General features: G+C 62.4%; 12 protein-coding genes. 7 read left to right on the forward strand and 5 right to left on the reverse strand.

What is annotated here, in order from left to right; translation table 11 throughout:
• Positions 1 to 94: 94 nt before the first annotated feature.
• On the reverse strand, positions 95 to 2011 hold the full coding sequence (locus tag HBR94_RS06245) for an ATP-binding cassette domain-containing protein (protein WP_057960300.1): 1917 nt from the start codon (positions 2009 to 2011) through the stop codon (positions 95 to 97).
• Between the two features lie 212 nt (positions 2012 to 2223).
• Here HBR94_RS06245 and HBR94_RS06250 point away from each other — a divergent pair, with 212 nt between their 5' ends.
• A complete protein-coding gene (locus HBR94_RS06250) occupies positions 2224 to 4152 on the forward strand; it encodes a transglycosylase SLT domain-containing protein (RefSeq protein WP_170044388.1) in 1929 nt (642 codons plus the stop codon).
• A 63-nt stretch (positions 4153 to 4215) separates the two neighbouring features.
• Here HBR94_RS06250 and HBR94_RS06255 read toward each other — a convergent pair whose 3' ends face one another.
• Positions 4216 to 5991: an ABC transporter transmembrane domain-containing protein gene (locus HBR94_RS06255; RefSeq protein WP_164844806.1), complete on the reverse strand. Its 1776-nt coding sequence runs from the start codon at positions 5989 to 5991 to the stop codon at positions 4216 to 4218.
• A gap of 245 nt (positions 5992 to 6236) precedes the next feature.
• On the opposite strand from HBR94_RS06255, the gene HBR94_RS06260 reads away from it, so the two are divergent.
• Entirely contained in the window at positions 6237 to 6410 is a 174-nt protein-coding gene (locus HBR94_RS06260; RefSeq protein WP_032863322.1) for a PA1571 family protein, read from the forward strand.
• Positions 6411 to 6473: 63 nt separating this feature from the next.
• On the opposite strand, the gene pdxB is transcribed toward HBR94_RS06260, so the two are convergent.
• Positions 6474 to 7616: a 4-phosphoerythronate dehydrogenase PdxB gene (pdxB, locus tag HBR94_RS06265; protein ID WP_170044389.1), complete on the reverse strand. Its 1143-nt coding sequence runs from the start codon at positions 7614 to 7616 to the stop codon at positions 6474 to 6476.
• 142 nt (positions 7617 to 7758) lie between these two features.
• On the opposite strand from pdxB, the gene HBR94_RS06270 reads away from it, so the two are divergent.
• Positions 7759 to 9144, forward strand: a complete 1386-nt coding sequence (locus HBR94_RS06270; protein ID WP_057438638.1) for an MATE family efflux transporter — start codon at positions 7759 to 7761, stop codon at positions 9142 to 9144.
• Here HBR94_RS06270 and tusA read toward each other — a convergent pair.
• The gene (tusA, locus tag HBR94_RS06275; protein ID WP_057438513.1) at positions 9141 to 9392 is read right to left on the reverse strand and encodes a sulfurtransferase TusA; all 252 of its coding nucleotides are present in this window, start codon (positions 9390 to 9392) and stop codon (positions 9141 to 9143) included. The two genes, HBR94_RS06270 and tusA, sit on opposite strands and share 4 nt — an antisense overlap.
• A gap of 23 nt (positions 9393 to 9415) precedes the next feature.
• Positions 9416 to 10489 (reverse strand): 23S rRNA (cytidine(2498)-2'-O)-methyltransferase RlmM, encoded by a 1074-nt coding sequence (gene rlmM / locus HBR94_RS06280; protein WP_029300064.1) that lies wholly within the window; start codon positions 10487 to 10489, stop codon positions 9416 to 9418.
• Between the two features lie 190 nt (positions 10490 to 10679).
• On the opposite strand from rlmM, the gene acnA reads away from it, so the two are divergent.
• The 4 genes from acnA to wecC all read left to right on the forward strand — a co-directional run bounded on the left by acnA (position 10680) and on the right by wecC (position 16980).
• A complete protein-coding gene (gene acnA, locus HBR94_RS06285; protein WP_115128687.1) occupies positions 10680 to 13421 on the forward strand; it encodes an aconitate hydratase AcnA in 2742 nt (913 codons plus the stop codon).
• A gap of 149 nt (positions 13422 to 13570) precedes the next feature.
• Entirely contained in the window at positions 13571 to 14362 is a 792-nt protein-coding gene (locus HBR94_RS06290; RefSeq protein WP_115128688.1) for a CPBP family intramembrane glutamic endopeptidase, read from the forward strand.
• Positions 14363 to 14581: 219 nt separating this feature from the next.
• The gene (wecB, locus tag HBR94_RS06295; RefSeq protein ID WP_057444914.1) at positions 14582 to 15721 is read left to right on the forward strand and encodes a UDP-N-acetylglucosamine 2-epimerase (non-hydrolyzing); all 1140 of its coding nucleotides are present in this window, start codon (positions 14582 to 14584) and stop codon (positions 15719 to 15721) included.
• Entirely contained in the window at positions 15718 to 16980 is a 1263-nt protein-coding gene (gene wecC / locus HBR94_RS06300; RefSeq protein ID WP_115128689.1) for a UDP-N-acetyl-D-mannosamine dehydrogenase, read from the forward strand. The genes wecB and wecC overlap by 4 nt, the downstream gene beginning before the upstream one ends.
• Positions 16981 to 16983 lie beyond the last annotated feature (3 nt).

Genomic DNA, 16983 nt, shown 5'->3' on the forward strand with positions numbered 1-16983 from the left:
TCGCCGGCAAGCCAGCTCCTAACTGTTGAAGTGCATTTCATATAAAAAAACCGGTACTCGTAAGAGCACCGGTTTTTTATTGCCGCTGAATCAATCAGGCATCCAGCTCGGCCCAACGCTCAACCAAGACTTCCAGCTCCTGGTTCAGCTTCTCCAGGGACTCGATGACCTTGGCCGTTTCTGCCGCCGGACGCAGGTAGAAGCCCGCGTCAGCCATGTCGGCCTCCACTGCAGCAATCTGCTTTTCCTTGGCTTCGATTTCACCCGGCAGGGCTTCGAGCTCACGCTGCAGCTTGTAGCTGAGCTTCTTCTTGGCAGCCGGCGCGGCTTCCTGAACCGGCGCAACAGCAGCCGGTGCAACCACAGCAGAGTTCAAGTCGGCCTTGCCAGACTTGCTCTCGGTCACGCCCAGCAGGCGCGGCGAGCCGCCCTGGCGCAGCCAGTCCTGGTAACCACCGACGTATTCGCGCACCTTGCCTTCACCTTCGAAGACCAGGGTGCTGGTGACCACGTTGTCGAGGAATGCCCGGTCGTGGCTGACCATCAGTACGGTGCCGTTGAAGGTCAGCAGGACCTCTTCCAGCAACTCCAGCGTTTCCACGTCGAGGTCGTTGGTCGGTTCGTCGAGCACCAGCAGGTTGGCCGGTTTGCTGAACAACTTGGCCAGCAGCAGGCGCGCACGCTCGCCGCCAGACAACGCCTTGACCGGCGTGCGCGCACGTTGCGGGCTGAACAGGAAGTCGCCCAGGTAGCTCAACACGTGGCGGCTCTGGCCGTCGATGTCGATAAAGTCGCGGCCTTCGGCGACGTTGTCGATCACGGTCTTTTCCAGGTCCAACTGGTGGCGCAACTGGTCGAAGTAGGCCACGTCGATGCGCGTCCCCTCTTCCACAGTGCCGCTGGTCGGTTGCAGACCGCTGAGCATCAGCTTGAGCAGGGTGGTCTTGCCGGTACCGTTGGCACCCAGCAGGCCGATGCGGTCGCCGCGCTGCAGGACCATGGAGAAGTCTTTGATCAGGAACGGGCCATCCGGGTGATGGAAGCTGACGTTCTCCAGGACCATCACCTGCTTGCCCGACTTGTCGGCGGTATCGAGCTGGATATTGGCCTTGCCGGTGCGCTCGCGACGTTCGCTGCGCTCCACACGCAAGGCTTTCAGGGCCCGTACACGGCCTTCGTTACGGGTGCGGCGGGCCTTGATGCCCTGGCGGATCCACACTTCTTCCTGGGCCAGCTTCTTGTCGAACAGCGCGTTGGCGGTTTCTTCAGCGGCCAGGGTGGCTTCTTTGTGCACCAGGAAGCTGGCGTAGTCGCCGTTCCAGTCGATCAGGCCGCCGCGATCCAGCTCGAGGATGCGCGTGGCGAGGTTCTGCAGGAAAGAACGGTCGTGCGTGATGAACAGCACGGCGCCCTGGAAGTCTTTGAGGGCTTCTTCAAGCCAGGCAATCGCGCCGATGTCCAGGTGGTTGGTTGGTTCGTCGAGCAGCAGCAGGTCCGGCTCGGAAACCAGAGCCTGGGCCAGCAGCACACGGCGACGCCAGCCGCCGGACAATTCGGCGAGGGTCTTGTCGGCCGGCAGTTGCAGGCGGCTCAGGGTGCTGTCGACCAATTGCTGCAAGCGCCAGCCATCACGGGCTTCGAGGTCTTGCTGGACGTGCATCAGTTTGTCCAGGTCGGCATCGGTGACGCAGTTCTGCGCCAGGTGATGGTATTCGGCAAGCAATGCGCCCACACCGTCGAGGCCTTCGGCAACCACGTCGAACACGGTCCGTTCGTCGGCCACCGGCAATTCTTGCGGCAATTCGCCGATCTTCAGGCCCGGGGCGCGCCACACGGAGCCGTCATCGGGCTTCTGGTCGCCTTTTACCAGCTTCATCATGCTGGACTTGCCGGTGCCGTTGCGGCCGATGATGCACACCCGCTCACCACGGGCGATCTGCCAGGACACCTTGTCCAACAACGGCATAGCGCCGAAAGCAAGGGACACATCGCTGAATTTGAGCAGGGTCATACGCTTCTCCAAAAACTGGGCGCGCATTCTACCTGAATTGGGGGGTGAAGCGGCCGGCATTTTCGTGCCCGACACGTTCTGTAGGACATTTCTTGAGAACTTCAGCGAAGCAGCCAGCAAAGCTTTCACCGGCTGTAGGCAAAAGGCTAAGCTAGGGGTAATCAGTGTCGGCGGCGCCGGCACTAGTCCTGATTTCTTTGCACGGACGTCTCATGCGCAGTCGCCTTTTCAGCTTTTTATCTTGCCTGCTTCTTTCCTCCACCGCCGTCCAGACCGCCCAGGCCGTGGACCTGACCACCCAACGCCAATATTACGACCAAGCCAAGCGCGCCCTGGCCAAAGGTGACACCGGGCCGTACATGCAATACAGCCAGGCCCTGGCCGACTATCCGCTGACGCCTTACCTGGCCTATGACGAACTGACCGCCCGCCTGAAGTCCGCGAGCAACCAGGAAATCGAACAGTTCCTGGCCAAACATGGCGACCTGCCCCAGGCCAACTGGATGAAACTGCGCTGGTTGCGCTGGCTGGCCGAGCGTGGCGATTGGCAGACCTTTGAAAAGTACTACGACGCCAAGCTCAATTTCACCGAACTGGACTGCCTCCACGGCCAATACCAGTTGAGCCACAACCTCAAGGCCGAAGGCTACAAGACCGCCGAAGCCCTGTGGATGACCGGTAAATCCCAACCCGCCGCCTGCGATGCCACCTTTGGCCAATGGGCCGCCGCCGGGCAATTGACCGAACAGAAAATCTGGGACCGCACCAAGCTGGCCGCCGAAGCCCGTAACTATGCGCTGGCCAACAGCCTGGTGAAAACCTTGCCCACCCTGGGCGCACAGGGCCGCTTGATGGTGGATGTGGCGCAAAAGCCCGCCATGCTCAGCGACCCATCACGCTTCCTGCCGGCCACCGAGGCCATGTCCGACGCCGTCGGCCTGGGCTTGCGCCGCCTGGCGCGCCAGGACCCGGAACAAGCCATGGCCCTGCTGGATGGGTATGCCAGCAGCATGCACTTCTCCCGTGACGAAAAAGTCTCCATCGCCCGGGAAATCGGCCTGACCCTGGCGCGCCGCTACGACCCGCGCGCCCTGGATGTGATGACCAAATACGACCCGGAACTGCGTGACAACACCGTCTCCGAATGGCGCCTGCGCCTGCTGCTGCGCCTGGCCCGCTGGGAAGATGCCTACCAGTTGACCCGCAAGCTGCCCCAGGACCTGGCCACCACCAACCGCTGGCGCTACTGGCAGGCCCGCGCCCTGGAACTGGCCGAGCCGAAAAACCCCCATGCACTGGTGCTGTACAAGGGCCTGGCAAAGGAGCGGGATTTTTATGGCTTCCTTGCCGCGGATCGCTCCCAGGCCCCGTATCAACTCAATAATCAGCCGCTGGTCATGAGCCAGGCGCTGGTCAACAAGGTGCGCAATACCCCCGGTGTACGCCGCGCCCTGGAATTTTATGCCCGTGGCCAGATCGTCGACGGCCGCCGCGAGTGGTATCACGTCAGCCGCCACTTCAACCGTGACGAAATGGTTGCCCAGGCCAAGCTTGCCTACGACATGAAGTGGTACTTCCCAGCGATTCGCACCATCAGCCAGGCCAAGTACTGGGACGACCTGGATATCCGTTTCCCCATGGCCCACCGCGACACTCTGGTGCGTGAAGCCAAGGTCCGTGGCCTGCATTCGAGCTGGGTGTTTGCCATTACCCGTCAGGAAAGCGCGTTTATGGATGACGCCCGCTCCGGCGTCGGCGCCAGCGGCCTGATGCAACTGATGCCCGCCACCGCCAAGGAAACCGCGCGCAAGTTCAGCATCCCGCTGGCGTCACCGCAGCAGGTGCTGGATCCGGACAAGAATATCCAACTCGGCGCCGCCTACCTGAGCCAGGTGCACAGCCAGTTCAACGGCAACCGCGTGCTCGCCTCCGCGGCCTACAACGCCGGCCCTGGCCGCGTACGCCAATGGCTGCGCGGCGCCGACCACCTGAGTTTCGACGTGTGGGTGGAGAGCATCCCGTTCGACGAAACCCGCCAGTATGTGCAGAACGTGCTGTCTTATTCGGTGATCTACGGGCAGAAGCTCAACTCGCCACAGCCGCTGGTGGACTGGCACGAACGTTATTTTGATGACCAGTAACAGCCGGTAGATGCTGCCCGCTTGAAGCTGCAAGTGCCCGCGTTGTGAGACGCGGGCATTTTTTTAGGGTTCGTCGTGGCCATCGCTGAATTGCAGGGCCGCCAGCCGCGCATACAGCGGGTTGCTGGCAATCAGCTGCTGATGGGTGCCCACTGCGACCAATTTCCCTTGATCCATCACCGCAATCCGGTCGGCGTTTTTTACCGTGGCCAGGCGGTGGGCGATCACCAGGGTGGTGCGCCCCTGCATCAGTTGCGGCAACGCCTGCTGGATCAAATGCTCGCTCTGCGCGTCCAAGGCACTGGTGGCCTCGTCCAGCAACAGAATGGGCGCATCCACCAGCAAGGCCCGGGCAATGGCCAGACGTTGGCGCTGACCGCCGGAAAGGCCCAGGCCGCCATCCCCCAGATGGGTCTGGTATCCGTCAGGCATTTGCAGGATGAAATCGTGGGCATGGGCAATGCGCGCCGCTTCTTCGACCTGGGCAAAACTGGCCTGCGGGTTGCCGTAGCGGATGTTGTCTTCGACGCTGCCAAAAAACAGCGCCGGGCTCTGGGACACCAAGGCAAAGCAGCGACGCAGATCCAGCGGGTCGAGATCGGTCAGCGGCTGGCCTTCGAGCAGCACCTGCCCCTGCTGCGGGTCATAGAAACGCAACAGCAAGTCGAACAGGGTGGACTTGCCCGCCCCGGACGGGCCGACCAGGGCCAGGGTTTCGCCAGCCTTGACGCTCAGGTTCAGGCCCTCGATGGCATAGCGGTCGGGACGCGAGGGGTAGGAGAAATACAGGTCTTGCAGCTCCAGACGGCCACTGACCCGTTGCGGCAACTTGATCGCGCCAGTCGCCGGCGCCTGGATGTCATTGCTCGACTGCAACAGCTCGGCAATCCGCTCCGCCGCGCCGGCTGCCCGTTGCAACTCGCCGATCACTTCGCTCAAGGTGCCAAAGGCGCTGCCGACGATCAGGCTGTAGAACACAAAGGCCGCCAGCTCACCGCCGGAGATGCGCCCGGCAATCACATCCATGCCGCCCACCCACAGCATCACGCCGACGGCACCCAGCACCAGCACAATCACCAGGGTGATCAGCCAGGCACGCTGGACGATGCGTTTGCGCGCCGTGGTGAACGCCTCCTCCACCGTCCGCGCGAAGCGCTGCTCATCCTGCACCTGATGGTTGTAGGCCTGCACGGTCTTGATCTGGCCCAGGGTCTCGGACACGTAGCTGCCGACGTCGGCAATCCGGTCCTGGCTCTGGCGCGACAAGCTGCGCACGCGGCGACCGAAGATCAGAATCGGCGCCAGCACCAGCGGCAGCGCCACCACCACAATGCTGGTGAGCTTGGGGTTGGTGATAAACAGCAACACAATCCCGCCGATCACCATCAACGCGTTGCGCAGGAACAGCGACAAGGACGAGCCGATCACCGATTGCAGCAATGTGGTGTCGGCGGTCAAGCGCGACTGGATTTCCGAGCTGCGGTTGTGCTCGTAGAACCCCGGATGCAGGTAGATCAGGTGGTTGAACACCAACCGACGAATGTCCGCCACCACCCGCTCGCCGATCCACGACACCAGGTAAAAGCGCGCAAACGTGCCCACCGCCAGGCCCAGCACGAGGATCATGAACAGGCCGATGGACTGGTTGAGCAGGTGCGGCGATTGGGTCATAAAGCCCTGGTCCACCAACAGCCGAATACCCTGGCCCATGGACAAGGTAATGCCTGCGGTGACGATCAGCGCGAGCAAGGCGCCGACGGCCTGCCAGCGATAGGGGGCAATAAAGCGGGTGGCCAGGCGAATGGCGCGGCGTTGACGGGCTGAAAGCATGGAAAGCATCACCTGAGGAAGACAACCCCAAGCCTACACTGCAATCGGATTGAACTTGGGCAAATCACAATGAGTCAGGTTAATTATGCCCGGCAAGACTAGGCCCTAGAGGCTATCGGTCTAAACTCCGGCTGGAAATCCAGCGTGATTTCTGCTGGAGTGGGCATTCGATCCGTCGACGGGCCATGGAGTTGTAACAGCTCGGTCACGCGGGGGAATTAGAGTAGGTACACAACCTGATGAGGAGACAGGCCATGTCCTTGCAAACCAGCAGCACTGACAAAGTTGAAGTAATCCGCCAGCCACAGCAGTTGCCTTGCTCGTACATCGATGCACAGGGCCGTGAAGTGCAGATTACCGAAGAGATGATCCAGGGCGCCTGCGCCGAACTGGAGCAGAAACTGGTCAAGCCTGCCCAGCAAGGCTGATACGCCCCAGCTCTTTCAGACCCGGCCCAGGTGGCCGGGTTTTTTATGCCTGCGCTATGTCGATCAGCAAAGGCCCGCGCCCAAGCTGGTGACGAGGGTCTGCAAGGCTGCCGACTCGCCGCTGATCCGCACCTTCAAGCCGTCAATCTCGCGGCGGTCCGGGTAGTGCTTGCGCAGCAGGTCGAACGCCTTGCGCTGCTCCTCCACAGTGCCCACGAGGCTGCGGCGGAAATCCGCATCATCGCGCCGCGGGTCGTAGACGCTGCGGCACAGCGTCGCCAGGGCCCAGGCCGGGTCGGTGCTGGCATTGAGGTTAACCTCGGCCAGCCAAGGCTCAGGCAGCAAGTCACTCAACTGAATGCTCGCCGGCTGCCCAAGGTGCGCGCACAGCGCCTGGTAGATCTGCGCCGTGCCGCGCTGCTTGCCGTCCAGGCTGTAGCCGGCGATATGCGGGGTCGCCAGCACGCACAACTCGGCCAGCTCGACATCCACTTCGGGCTCGCCTTCCCACACATCCAGCACCGCCTGCAGGTCTTCGCGGTCCAGCAACACCTCGCGCAGCGCCGCGTTATCCACCACCGGGCCGCGGCTGGCGTTGATCAGCCAGGTACCCGGCTGCAACTGCTCCAGGCGCTGGCGATCCAGCAGGTGCCAGGTCGAGCCATTGCCGGATTTTTTCAGCGGGGTATGCAGGCTGATCACATCACATTGCTCGATGATCTGTTCCAGGCTGACGTAATCACCGTCTTCGGCGACCTGGCGTGGCGGATCGCAGACCAGCACTTTCCAACCCAGGCCCTTGAGCACCTTGACCAGGCGCCCGCCCACTTCACCGGCACCGACGATGCCATACGTCCGCTGGTTCAGGTCTGCGCCCTCGATTTCAGCCAGGGTCAACAGGCTCCCCAGCACATAATCCACCACCCCCCGGGCGTTGCAACCCGGCGCGCTGGACCATTGGATACCGGCCCGCTGAAAGTAATCGAGGTCCAGGTGATCGGTGCCGATGGTGCAGGTGCCGACGAACCGTACCGGCGTGCCTTCCAGCAGCGCGCGGTTGACGTTGGTCACCGAGCGCACCAGCAGCACATCGGCCTGTTCAATGGCGGCGCGGTCAATGGCCCGACCGGGCACGCGGCGGATCTCGCCAAACCCTTCGAAGAACGCATCGAGCAGCGGGATATTTTCGTCGGCAACAATCAGCATGGCAGGCTCCTTTGGCGGACCCGCAGTGTACAGGCACCAGCCTGCGGCGCGTTTACAAATCCGCTACACAGGTATTTTCCTGACCCATCCGTCAAGGCGTAGAATGCGCCGTCCTGAGTTCTCCCTTATCGGACATCTGTACGTGAACACTGCCACCACAACCCTCTCCCGCCCTGCCCGCGTTCGCCGGGAAGTCCACAGCCTGCTGGCGCTGGCCCTGCCGATCATGATCGGGCAACTGGCCACCACCGCCATGGGTTTTGTCGATGCGGTGATGGCCGGGCGCGTCAGTGCGCGAGACCTGGCGGCGGTGGCCCTGGGTAACTCCATCTGGATTCCGGTGTATCTGTTGATGACCGGCACCTTGCTGGCCACCACCCCCAAAGTCGCGCAGCGCTTTGGCGCCGGCAGCCACGCCGAGATCGGCCCGCTGGTGCGCCAGGCGTTGTGGTTGGCGCTGGTGGTGGGAGGCACCGCGTCATTACTGCTGATCAGTGCCGAACCGATCCTGCATGCGATGAACGTTGATCCCGAGCTGATCGCCCCCTGCATGGGCTACCTGCACGGGATCGCGGCGGGCATGCCGGCGGTGGCGCTGTACTACGTGCTGCGCTGCTTCAGTGACGGCCTGGGCCGCACGCGCCCAAGCATGCTCCTTGGCCTGGGCGGGCTGGCGTTGAATATTCCGTTGAACTACGTGTTCATCTACGGCCATTTCGGTGTGCCGGCCATGGGCGGCGTGGGCTGCGGCTGGGCCACCGGGATTGTGATGTGGGCAATGATGCTGGGCTTCGTCGGGTGGACCCGCTGGGCCCCGGCCTATCACGCCAGCGAGCTGTTCAAACGCTTCGACTGGCCGAAATGGTCGGTGATCAAGCGCATCCTGAGCATCGGCCTGCCGATTGGCATCGCCGTATTTGCCGAGTCGAGCATCTTTGCGGTGATCGCCCTGCTGATCGGCAGCCTGGGCGCAACCGTGGTCGCCGGGCATCAGATCGCCCTGAACTTCAGTTCCCTGGTGTTCATGATCCCCTACTCCCTGAGCATGGCCGTGACCGTGCGGGTCGGCCAGGCCCTGGGCCGTGGCGAACCCCGTGAAGCGCGCTTCGCCGCTGGCGTGGGGATGGGCACCGCACTGGCCTATGCCTGCCTATCATGCAGCCTGATGCTGTTGTTTCGCGAGCAGATCGCCACGATCTACACCGCCGACCCGCAGGTGGTCCAGGTGGCGGCGATGCTGATTGTGTTTGCGGCGCTGTTCCAGTTCTCGGATGCGATCCAGGTGACGGCCGCCGGCGCGTTGCGTGGCTACCAGGACACCCGGGTGACCATGGTCCTGACCCTGTTCGCCTATTGGGGCTTGGGCCTGCCGGTGGGTTACTTGCTGGGGCTGACCGACTGGCTGGGCCAGCCCAGCGGCCCGAGCGGCTTGTGGCAGGGCCTGATCGTCGGCCTCAGTTGCGCGGCGGCGATGCTGGTGGTGCGCCTGGCACGCAGTGCGCGCAAGCGCATCCGCACGGCGGTTTAAGCGAGCTTCTTGCGGATCCAGTAGAGGTAAGTCCCCGCCTCTTCGCGCTGCTCCACCAGTTCATGGTCCAGGAACACGCAGAACTTGGGGATATCGCGGCGGGTCGAGGGATCGGTCGCGATCACCTTGAGCAGGCCGCCGGGCGCCAGGTCACGGATGTGCTGGTGCAGCATCATTACCGGCTCCGGGCAGTTGAGGCCGGTGGCGTCGAGGGTGCCGTCGACGGCAGGGTCAAAAATGTCGCTCATCACTCACTCCTACAAGGTCGTCTTTAGCGGGCCTTGGGTTTCTTTACGTCCAGGCGGCGCAGGTGGCAGGTCACTTCCTCACGGTCGTGGTACAGCTGCTTGCAACCGATTTCTACCCGGATGCCCCGCGCCTTGAAGCCTTCTTCGATGCGCTCCAGCAGGCGTTTTACTTCGGCGTAGCGCTGTTTCATCGGCAACTTGAGGTTGACCACCGCTTCGCGGCAATGCCCCTCGCCAATCCAGGTTTCCAGCAGTGCCGCGTTACGCGCCGGTTTCTCGACGATATCGCAGACCATCCAGTCCACCGGCTGCTTGGGGGTGAAGGTAAAACCATCCGCCATCAAGTGTTGCACCAGGCCGGTGTCCATCAGACTTTCGGCCATGGGGCCGTTATCAATCGCCGTCACCAGCATGCCGCGATTGACCAACTGCCAGGTCCAGCCGCCTGGCGCTGCGCCGAGGTCTACCCCGGTCATGTCGCCGTGCAGGCGCTCGTCCCACTGGTCGCGGGGGATAAAGTGGTGCCAGGCCTCTTCCAGCTTCAAGGTCGAGCGGCTGGGCGCGTCACGGGGGAATTTCAGGCGCGGGATGCCCATCGGCCACATCGCCGAGTTGTTTGACTCGGCCAGGCCCATAAACACTTCGCGACCGCTCTTGAAGGTCAGCAGCAGGCGCGGCTTGCTCGGGTCTTCGACCAGTTTGCCGGCGGCCAGCAGGGCCTTGCGCAGATGCACTTCGAATTTCTTGCAGAAGTTCGACAGTTCCTTGCCGTCGTTGGTATCGACCATCTCCAGCCACAGGCTGCCGCACACCGGGAAATCCCGCAGGTGCGCAAGGATCACGCTGATGCGGTCGGTTTCCGGCAAGTCGATGAACACCCCGCGCGCCCACTGCCTTGGGAAGATCAGCTCGGCAAAGCGTTGGCCGCGCATCAGGCGCTGGGCGCCGTCTTCTTCGGTGCAGACAAATTCGGCGCAGGCGCTGCCGGTCTTGGCCTTGGCATAGCCGGAAACGTTCAGGCGCGCGGCGTGTTCCGCGATCTCGGAACAGACTTCGCCTTCAAAACCCGGGCGGCAGTGCATAAAAAGGGTGTTCATTGAATCTCCTGGCAACTGGCTTGCTCTATCGCAATGCCTGTCATGAAAACGCGCGCATGATAGCTGAGTTCGGAACCTTGGACTTGCCCATAGAGTCCAGTAATTAGCCTGCTACTGAAAACCGGGCTAGCTTATAAGCTCTGTTCGTCCCGTCAGGTCCGTAGCCGTGCGGACCATAAGGAGTCATGTAATGTCATCCGTTGATAGCCTGAGAACCCTTAAGACCCTGCAAATCGACAGCAAGACCTACCACTACTTCAGCCTGCCCGAAGCCGCCAAGAGCCTGGGAGACCTGGACAAGTTGCCGATGTCCCTCAAGGTGCTGCTGGAAAACCTGCTGCGCTGGGAGGACGACAAAACCGTCACCGGCGCCGACCTCAAGGCCCTTGCCGCCTGGCTCAAGGAGCGCCGCTCCGATCGCGAAATCCAGTACCGCCCGGCCCGGGTATTGATGCAGGACTTTACCGGCGTACCCGCCGTGGTCGACCTGGCCGCCATGCGCGCCGCCGTGGCCAAGGCCGGTGGCGATCCGCAGCGCATCAACCCGCTGTCGCCGGTGGACCTGGTGATTGACCACTCGGTGATGGTCGACAAGTTCGGCAATGCCGACGCCTTCGAACAAAACGTCGATATCGAAATGCAGCGCAACGGCGAACGTTATGCGTTCCTGCGCTGGGGCCAGAGCGCCTTTGATAATTTCAGCGTCGTGCCGCCGGGTACCGGCATCTGTCACCAGGTCAACCTGGAATACCTGGGCCGCACCGTGTGGACCAAGGACGAAGATGGCCGCACCTACGCCTTCCCCGACACCCTGGTGGGCACCGACTCCCACACCACCATGATCAACGGCCTCGGCGTGCTGGGCTGGGGCGTGGGCGGTATCGAGGCAGAAGCGGCGATGCTCGGCCAGCCGGTGTCTATGCTGATCCCGGAAGTGATCGGCTTCAAGCTCACCGGCAAATTGAAAGAAGGCATCACCGCCACCGACCTGGTACTGACGGTCACGCAGATGCTGCGTAAAAAAGGCGTAGTGGGCAAGTTCGTCGAGTTCTATGGCGACGGCCTCGCCGACCTGCCCCTGGCCGACCGCGCCACCATCGCCAACATGGCCCCGGAATACGGCGCCACCTGCGGCTTTTTCCCAGTGGATGACGTGACCCTGGACTACCTGCGCCTGTCGGGCCGGCCTACCGCCACCGTCAAGCTGGTCGAGGCCTATACCAAGGCCCAAGGCCTGTGGCGCAACGCCGGTGAAGAACCAGTGTTCACCGACAGCCTGGCCCTCGACATGGGCACTGTCGAGGCCAGCCTGGCCGGGCCGAAACGCCCACAGGACCGGGTCTCGCTGCCGGATGTGAGCCAGGCCTTCAGCGACTTCCTCGACTTGCAGTTCAAGCCTGCCAGCAAGGAAGAAGGTCGCCTGGAAAGTGAAGGCGGTGGCGGTGTTGCGGTGGGCAATGCCGACCTGGTGGGTGAAGCCGACTACGACTTCGAAGGCCAGACCTATCGCCTGAAAAACGGCGCGGTGGTGATTGCGGCGATTACTTCGTGCACCAACACCTCCAACCCGAGCGTGATGATGGCCGCCGGCCTGGTCGCGAAAAAAGCCGTGGAAAAGGGCCTGAGCCGCAAGCCCTGGGTAAAGAGCTCGCTGGCGCCCGGCTCCAAGGTGGTCACCGACTACTACAACGCCGCCGGCCTGACCCCCTACCTGGACCAACTGGGCTTCGACCTGGTGGGCTATGGCTGCACTACCTGCATCGGCAACTCCGGGCCGCTGCCTGAGCCTATCGAGAAAGCCATTCAGCAAGCCGACCTGACGGTAGCGTCGGTGCTGTCCGGCAACCGAAACTTCGAAGGCCGCGTGCACCCGCTGGTGAAAACCAACTGGCTGGCCTCGCCACCGCTGGTGGTGGCCTATGCCCTGGCCGGGACCGTGCGCATTGATATCAGCAGCGAACCCCTGGGCACCGGCAAGGATGGCCAGCCGGTCTACCTGCGCGATATCTGGCCCAGCAGCCAGGAGATCGCCGACGCGGTGGCCCAGGTCAGCACCAGCATGTTCCACAAGGAATACGCCGAGGTGTTTGCCGGTGACGCACAGTGGCAAGCCATTGAAGTGCCGCAGGCCGCGACTTATGTGTGGCAGGAAGACTCCACCTATATCCAGCACCCGCCGTTCTTCGATGACATCGCCGGGCCGCTGCCGGTGATCAAGGATGTGCAGGGCGCCAATATCCTGGCCCTGCTTGGCGACTCGGTGACCACCGACCACATCTCCCCTGCCGGCAATATCAAGGCCGACAGCCCTGCCGGACGCTACCTGCGCGAACAGGGTGTGGAACCGCGGGACTTCAACTCCTACGGCTCGCGCCGCGGCAACCATGAAGTGATGATGCGCGGCACCTTCGCCAACATCCGCATCCGCAACGAAATGCTCGGCGGCGAAGAAGGGGGCAACACCCTCTACATTCCTACCGGCGAGAAGATGCCGATCTACGATGCGGCCATGAAATACCAGGCATCCGGCACGCCATTGGTGGTGATCGCCGGCCAGGAATACGGCACCGGCTCCAGCCGCGACTGGGCCGCCAAGGGCACCAACTTGCTGGGGGTCAAGGCGGTGATCGCCGAGAGCTTCGAGCGCATCCACCGCTCCAACCTGGTGGGCATGGGCGTGCTGCCGTTGCAGTTCAAGCTGGACCAGAACCGCAAGGCCCTGCAACTGACCGGCAAGGAGAAGATCGACATCCTCGGCCTGACCCATGCCGAGATCGAGCCACGCATGAACCTGACGCTGGTGATTACCCGCGAAGATGGCCGTAGCGAGAAGGTCGAGGTGCTATGCCGGATCGACACCCTCAATGAAGTTGAATACTTCAAGGCAGGCGGGATTCTGCACTATGTATTGCGTCAGCTGATCGCTTCATAACGCGTCAAGCCATACAAAACACCGCCTTCGGGCGGTGTTTTCATTTTTGCCTCCAGGTACCGCCGCTATAATACGCACCCGTTGCAAGAACCGGCTTGCCGGTTCCTGCAAAAGCAATTGCGTCATTTTTAACGTCACAAGGATTTTCAATGCCCGCTTTACCCTGGCTGTACCTGGCACTTCTATCCATCGGCTATGCACTGGCCCTGGCCTACGGGCAACTGGGTTTACTGGCCCTGGTGTCCATCGGCCTATTGCTGGTGGCAGGTTACGCCGTGCGCCAACAACACATCCCATGGGCGCGCTACCTTGGCCATGGCTTGTTTATCGTGCTGGCCCTGGGCCTGGCGATGCACTGGCTGCCCGGTTTCTACAACGGTCGCGGGATCGACCCGCAGCGCTTCAGCGCTGATGCCGTGCCCTTCTCGATGTACCTGAACCAGGACAAACCGTTGATTGGTTTCTGGCTGCTGCTGGTCTGCCCGTGGATCGTCGCTCGCCGCCCGTTGCGCCTGTCGATCTATGCCACGGCCCTGGCCTTGACCCTGACCACCATCGCCGCCCTCGGCGGGGCGGTGCTTCTGGGCATTATCAGTTGGGCGCCCAAATGGCCGGACCAGGCCTGGCTCTGGGTGTTGAACAACCTGTTACTGGTGACCCTGGTTGAGGAAGCACTGTTTCGCGGCTATATCCAGGGCGGCCTGAGCCGGCGCTTCAAGCAACTGCCTTATGGCGAAAACCTCGCCTTGCTGCTGGCCTCGCTGCTGTTTGGCCTGGTGCATGTGGGCGCGGGTTGGCAATGGGTGCTGCTGGCCAGTATCGCCGGCGCGGGGTATGGCCTGGCCTACCGCTTCGGCGGCCTGGGCGCAGCGATTGCCACACACTTTGGCTTGAACCTGCTGCATTTCGGGTTGTTTACCTACCCGATGCTGGCGGGCTGAGCCGCCACTCTGCACTGAACACAAAGCCGCCTTCGGGCGGCTTTTGTGTGTTCGGGGTTCGATAAAACCTAGCCGTACGGTCAGTGGTCGCACCTACCCCCGTTCGGCAGAATGCCTAGGAGCTTTCGTACTCACCCAACCAGCAGAGCTTTCAATTGCCGGGACTGCGATGAGGGAACCCACGCCTGTGTGTCAGGTACCCAATAAGAACCCACGCCCATGACTCTCAAGACCCTGTCCATCTTCGGTACTCGTCCGGAGGCCATAAAAATGGCGCCGCTGGCGATCCAACTGGCAGCTGATGCCGATTTCGACGCAAGAATCTGTGTCACCGCGCAGCATCGCGAGATGCTGGACCAAGTGCTTGAGCTGTTTGAGCTGGTACCTGATTACGACCTGAACATCATGAAGGCAGGCCAAAACCTGACGGATGTGACCACGGCCATCATCCAGGGGCTGCAGGCGGTGCTGGATGACTTCAAACCGGATGTGATCCTGGTTCACGGCGACACCGCCACCACTTTCGCCGCCAGCCTGGCGGCCTATTACCGGCAGATCCCGATTGCCCACATTGAAGCCGGGCTGCGCACCAACGACCTGTATTCGCCCTGGCCGGAAGAAGGCAATCGACGCCTGACCGGCAGCCTGGCGACGATCCACTTTGCGCCCACGCAAACATCCCGGCAAAACCTGCTCAATGAAGGCGTAGCCCCGGACAGCATCCATGTCACGGGCAACACCGTGATTGATGCGCTGCTCAGTACGGTGGAGAAACTGGTGCCGATCCGCGCCAGGCTTGATCGGCAGTTTGCCTTCCTGCCCCTGGGGCAACGCATGGTGCTGGTGACGGGTCATCGCCGCGAGAACTTTGGCGAAGGTCTGGAGCGTATCTGCCAGGCCCTGGCTCACAGCGCCCGGTGCTTTCCGGACGTGGCCTTTGTTTACCCCGTGCACCTGAACCCCAACGTACAGCAGCCGGTGAAACGTCTGCTGGCGGGGATCGACAACGTGTACCTGATCGCCCCCCAGGATTACTTGCCCTTCGTGTACCTGATGACCCGCGCCCACCTGATCCTGACCGATTCGGGCGGCATCCAGGAAGAAGCACCCGCCCTGGGCAAGCCGGTGCTGGTGATGCGCGAGACCACAGAGCGCCCCGAAGCGGTCGCGGCAGGCACCGTCAGGCTGGTAGGCACCGACATCGGTTGCATCACCCATCACCTCAACCAATTGCTGGAGAACGAGGCCGAGTATCGGCAAATGAGCATCGCCCATAACCCTTATGGCGACGGTAACGCTTGCCTGCGTATTCGGGCAGCGCTACTGGACCTTCCACAAAAAAACGAGGCCGCCGCATGAGTGTCGAGAAGATTTGCGTCATCGGCCTGGGCTACATCGGCCTGCCAACCGCAGCCATTTTTGCCTCGCGCAAAAAACAGGTGGTCGGCGTGGATATCAACCCGCGCACCGTGGACATCATCAATCGCGGGGCCGTGCATATTGTCGAGCCCGGGCTGGAGCTGCTGGTTCACGCGGTGATCACCCAAGGCTACCTGCGGGCAACCACCACGGTGGAACCTGCGCAGGCGTTCCTGATCGCCGTCCCCACGCCATTCAAGGACAACCATGAGCCCGACCTGAGCTATATCCGGGCAGCGGTCGAAGCCCTGGCCCCGGCGCTGAAAAAACGCGACCTGGTCATCCTCGAGTCCACTTCCCCGGTGGGCACCACCGAGCGCATGGCCCAGTGGCTTGCCCGGGCGCGCCCCGATCTGACCTTCCCGGCAACCCACGGCGAAGCCAGCGATATCCGCATCGCCCACTGCCCGGAGCGTGTGTTGCCGGGCCATGTACTACGCGAACTGGTGAGCAATGATCGGATCATCGGCGGCCTGACGCCGGCCTGTTCGGCCGCTGCTGCCCAGTTGTACCAGACGTTCGTCGAAGGCCAGTGCCTTGTGACCGACGCGCGTACGGCAGAAATGTGCAAGCTCACGGAAAACAGCTTTCGCGACGTCAATATTGCCTTCGCCAATGAGCTGTCAATGATCTGCGCACAGTTGAGGATCAACCCTTGGGAGCTGATTCGCCTGGCCAACCATCACCCGCGGGTGAACATCCTCCAGCCAGGTCCGGGCGTGGGCGGGCACTGCATTGCCGTCGATCCGTGGTTCATCGTCAGCCAGACCCCGGAACTGGCGCGCTTGATCCGTACGGCCCGCGAGGTCAATGAGTATAAGCCGCAGTGGGTGATCCAACAGGTCAAGCTGGCGTTGGCCACGCTGCTGCTCAAGCGTACCGACCTGCAGGCAGGCAGCGTACGGATCGCCTGCTATGGCCTGGCGTTCAAGGCCGATATCGACGACCTGCGTGAAAGCCCTGCCCTGGGTATCGCCCGGCAACTGGGCAAGGAGCTGGGGGTAAAACTGCTGCTGGTAGAACCGAACATCGAGGGGCTGCCCGCCGACATGGCGATGCACGCGCTGACCGATACCACCGACGCCCTCGAGCGGGCGCAGATTCATGTCGTGCTGGTCAGGCATCGCGAATTCATGTCGATGCCCGCCCTGCGCGATGGCCTTCTGGTGATTGATGCTGCCGGCGTGCTGGCGGCTTGAGAA

It is taken from the genome of Pseudomonas sp. WS 5412 (genome assembly GCF_012985615.1).
GTDB lineage: Bacteria > Pseudomonadota > Gammaproteobacteria > Pseudomonadales > Pseudomonadaceae > Aquipseudomonas > Aquipseudomonas shahriarae.

What these genes read in the sequence shown, in the direction of transcription:
- HBR94_RS06245 (WP_057960300.1), bottom strand. Translation starts at nt 2,011, where the DNA reads ATGACCCTGCTCAAATTCAGCGATGTGTCCCTTGCTTTCGGCGCTATG.
- HBR94_RS06250 (WP_170044388.1), top strand. Translation starts at nt 2,224, where the DNA reads ATGCGCAGTCGCCTTTTCAGCTTTTTATCTTGCCTGCTTCTTTCCTCC.
- HBR94_RS06255 (WP_164844806.1), bottom strand. Translation starts at nt 5,991, where the DNA reads ATGCTTTCCATGCTTTCAGCCCGTCAACGCCGCGCCATTCGCCTGGCC.
- HBR94_RS06260 (WP_032863322.1), top strand. Translation starts at nt 6,237, where the DNA reads ATGTCCTTGCAAACCAGCAGCACTGACAAAGTTGAAGTAATCCGCCAG.
- pdxB (WP_170044389.1), bottom strand. Translation starts at nt 7,616, where the DNA reads ATGCTGATTGTTGCCGACGAAAATATCCCGCTGCTCGATGCGTTCTTC.
- tusA (WP_057438513.1), bottom strand. Translation starts at nt 9,392, where the DNA reads ATGAGCGACATTTTTGACCCTGCCGTCGACGGCACCCTCGACGCCACC.
- rlmM (WP_029300064.1), bottom strand. Translation starts at nt 10,489, where the DNA reads ATGAACACCCTTTTTATGCACTGCCGCCCGGGTTTTGAAGGCGAAGTC.
- acnA (WP_115128687.1), top strand. Translation starts at nt 10,680, where the DNA reads ATGTCATCCGTTGATAGCCTGAGAACCCTTAAGACCCTGCAAATCGAC.
- HBR94_RS06290 (WP_115128688.1), top strand. Translation starts at nt 13,571, where the DNA reads ATGCCCGCTTTACCCTGGCTGTACCTGGCACTTCTATCCATCGGCTAT.
- wecB (WP_057444914.1), top strand. Translation starts at nt 14,582, where the DNA reads ATGACTCTCAAGACCCTGTCCATCTTCGGTACTCGTCCGGAGGCCATA.
- wecC (WP_115128689.1), top strand. Translation starts at nt 15,718, where the DNA reads ATGAGTGTCGAGAAGATTTGCGTCATCGGCCTGGGCTACATCGGCCTG.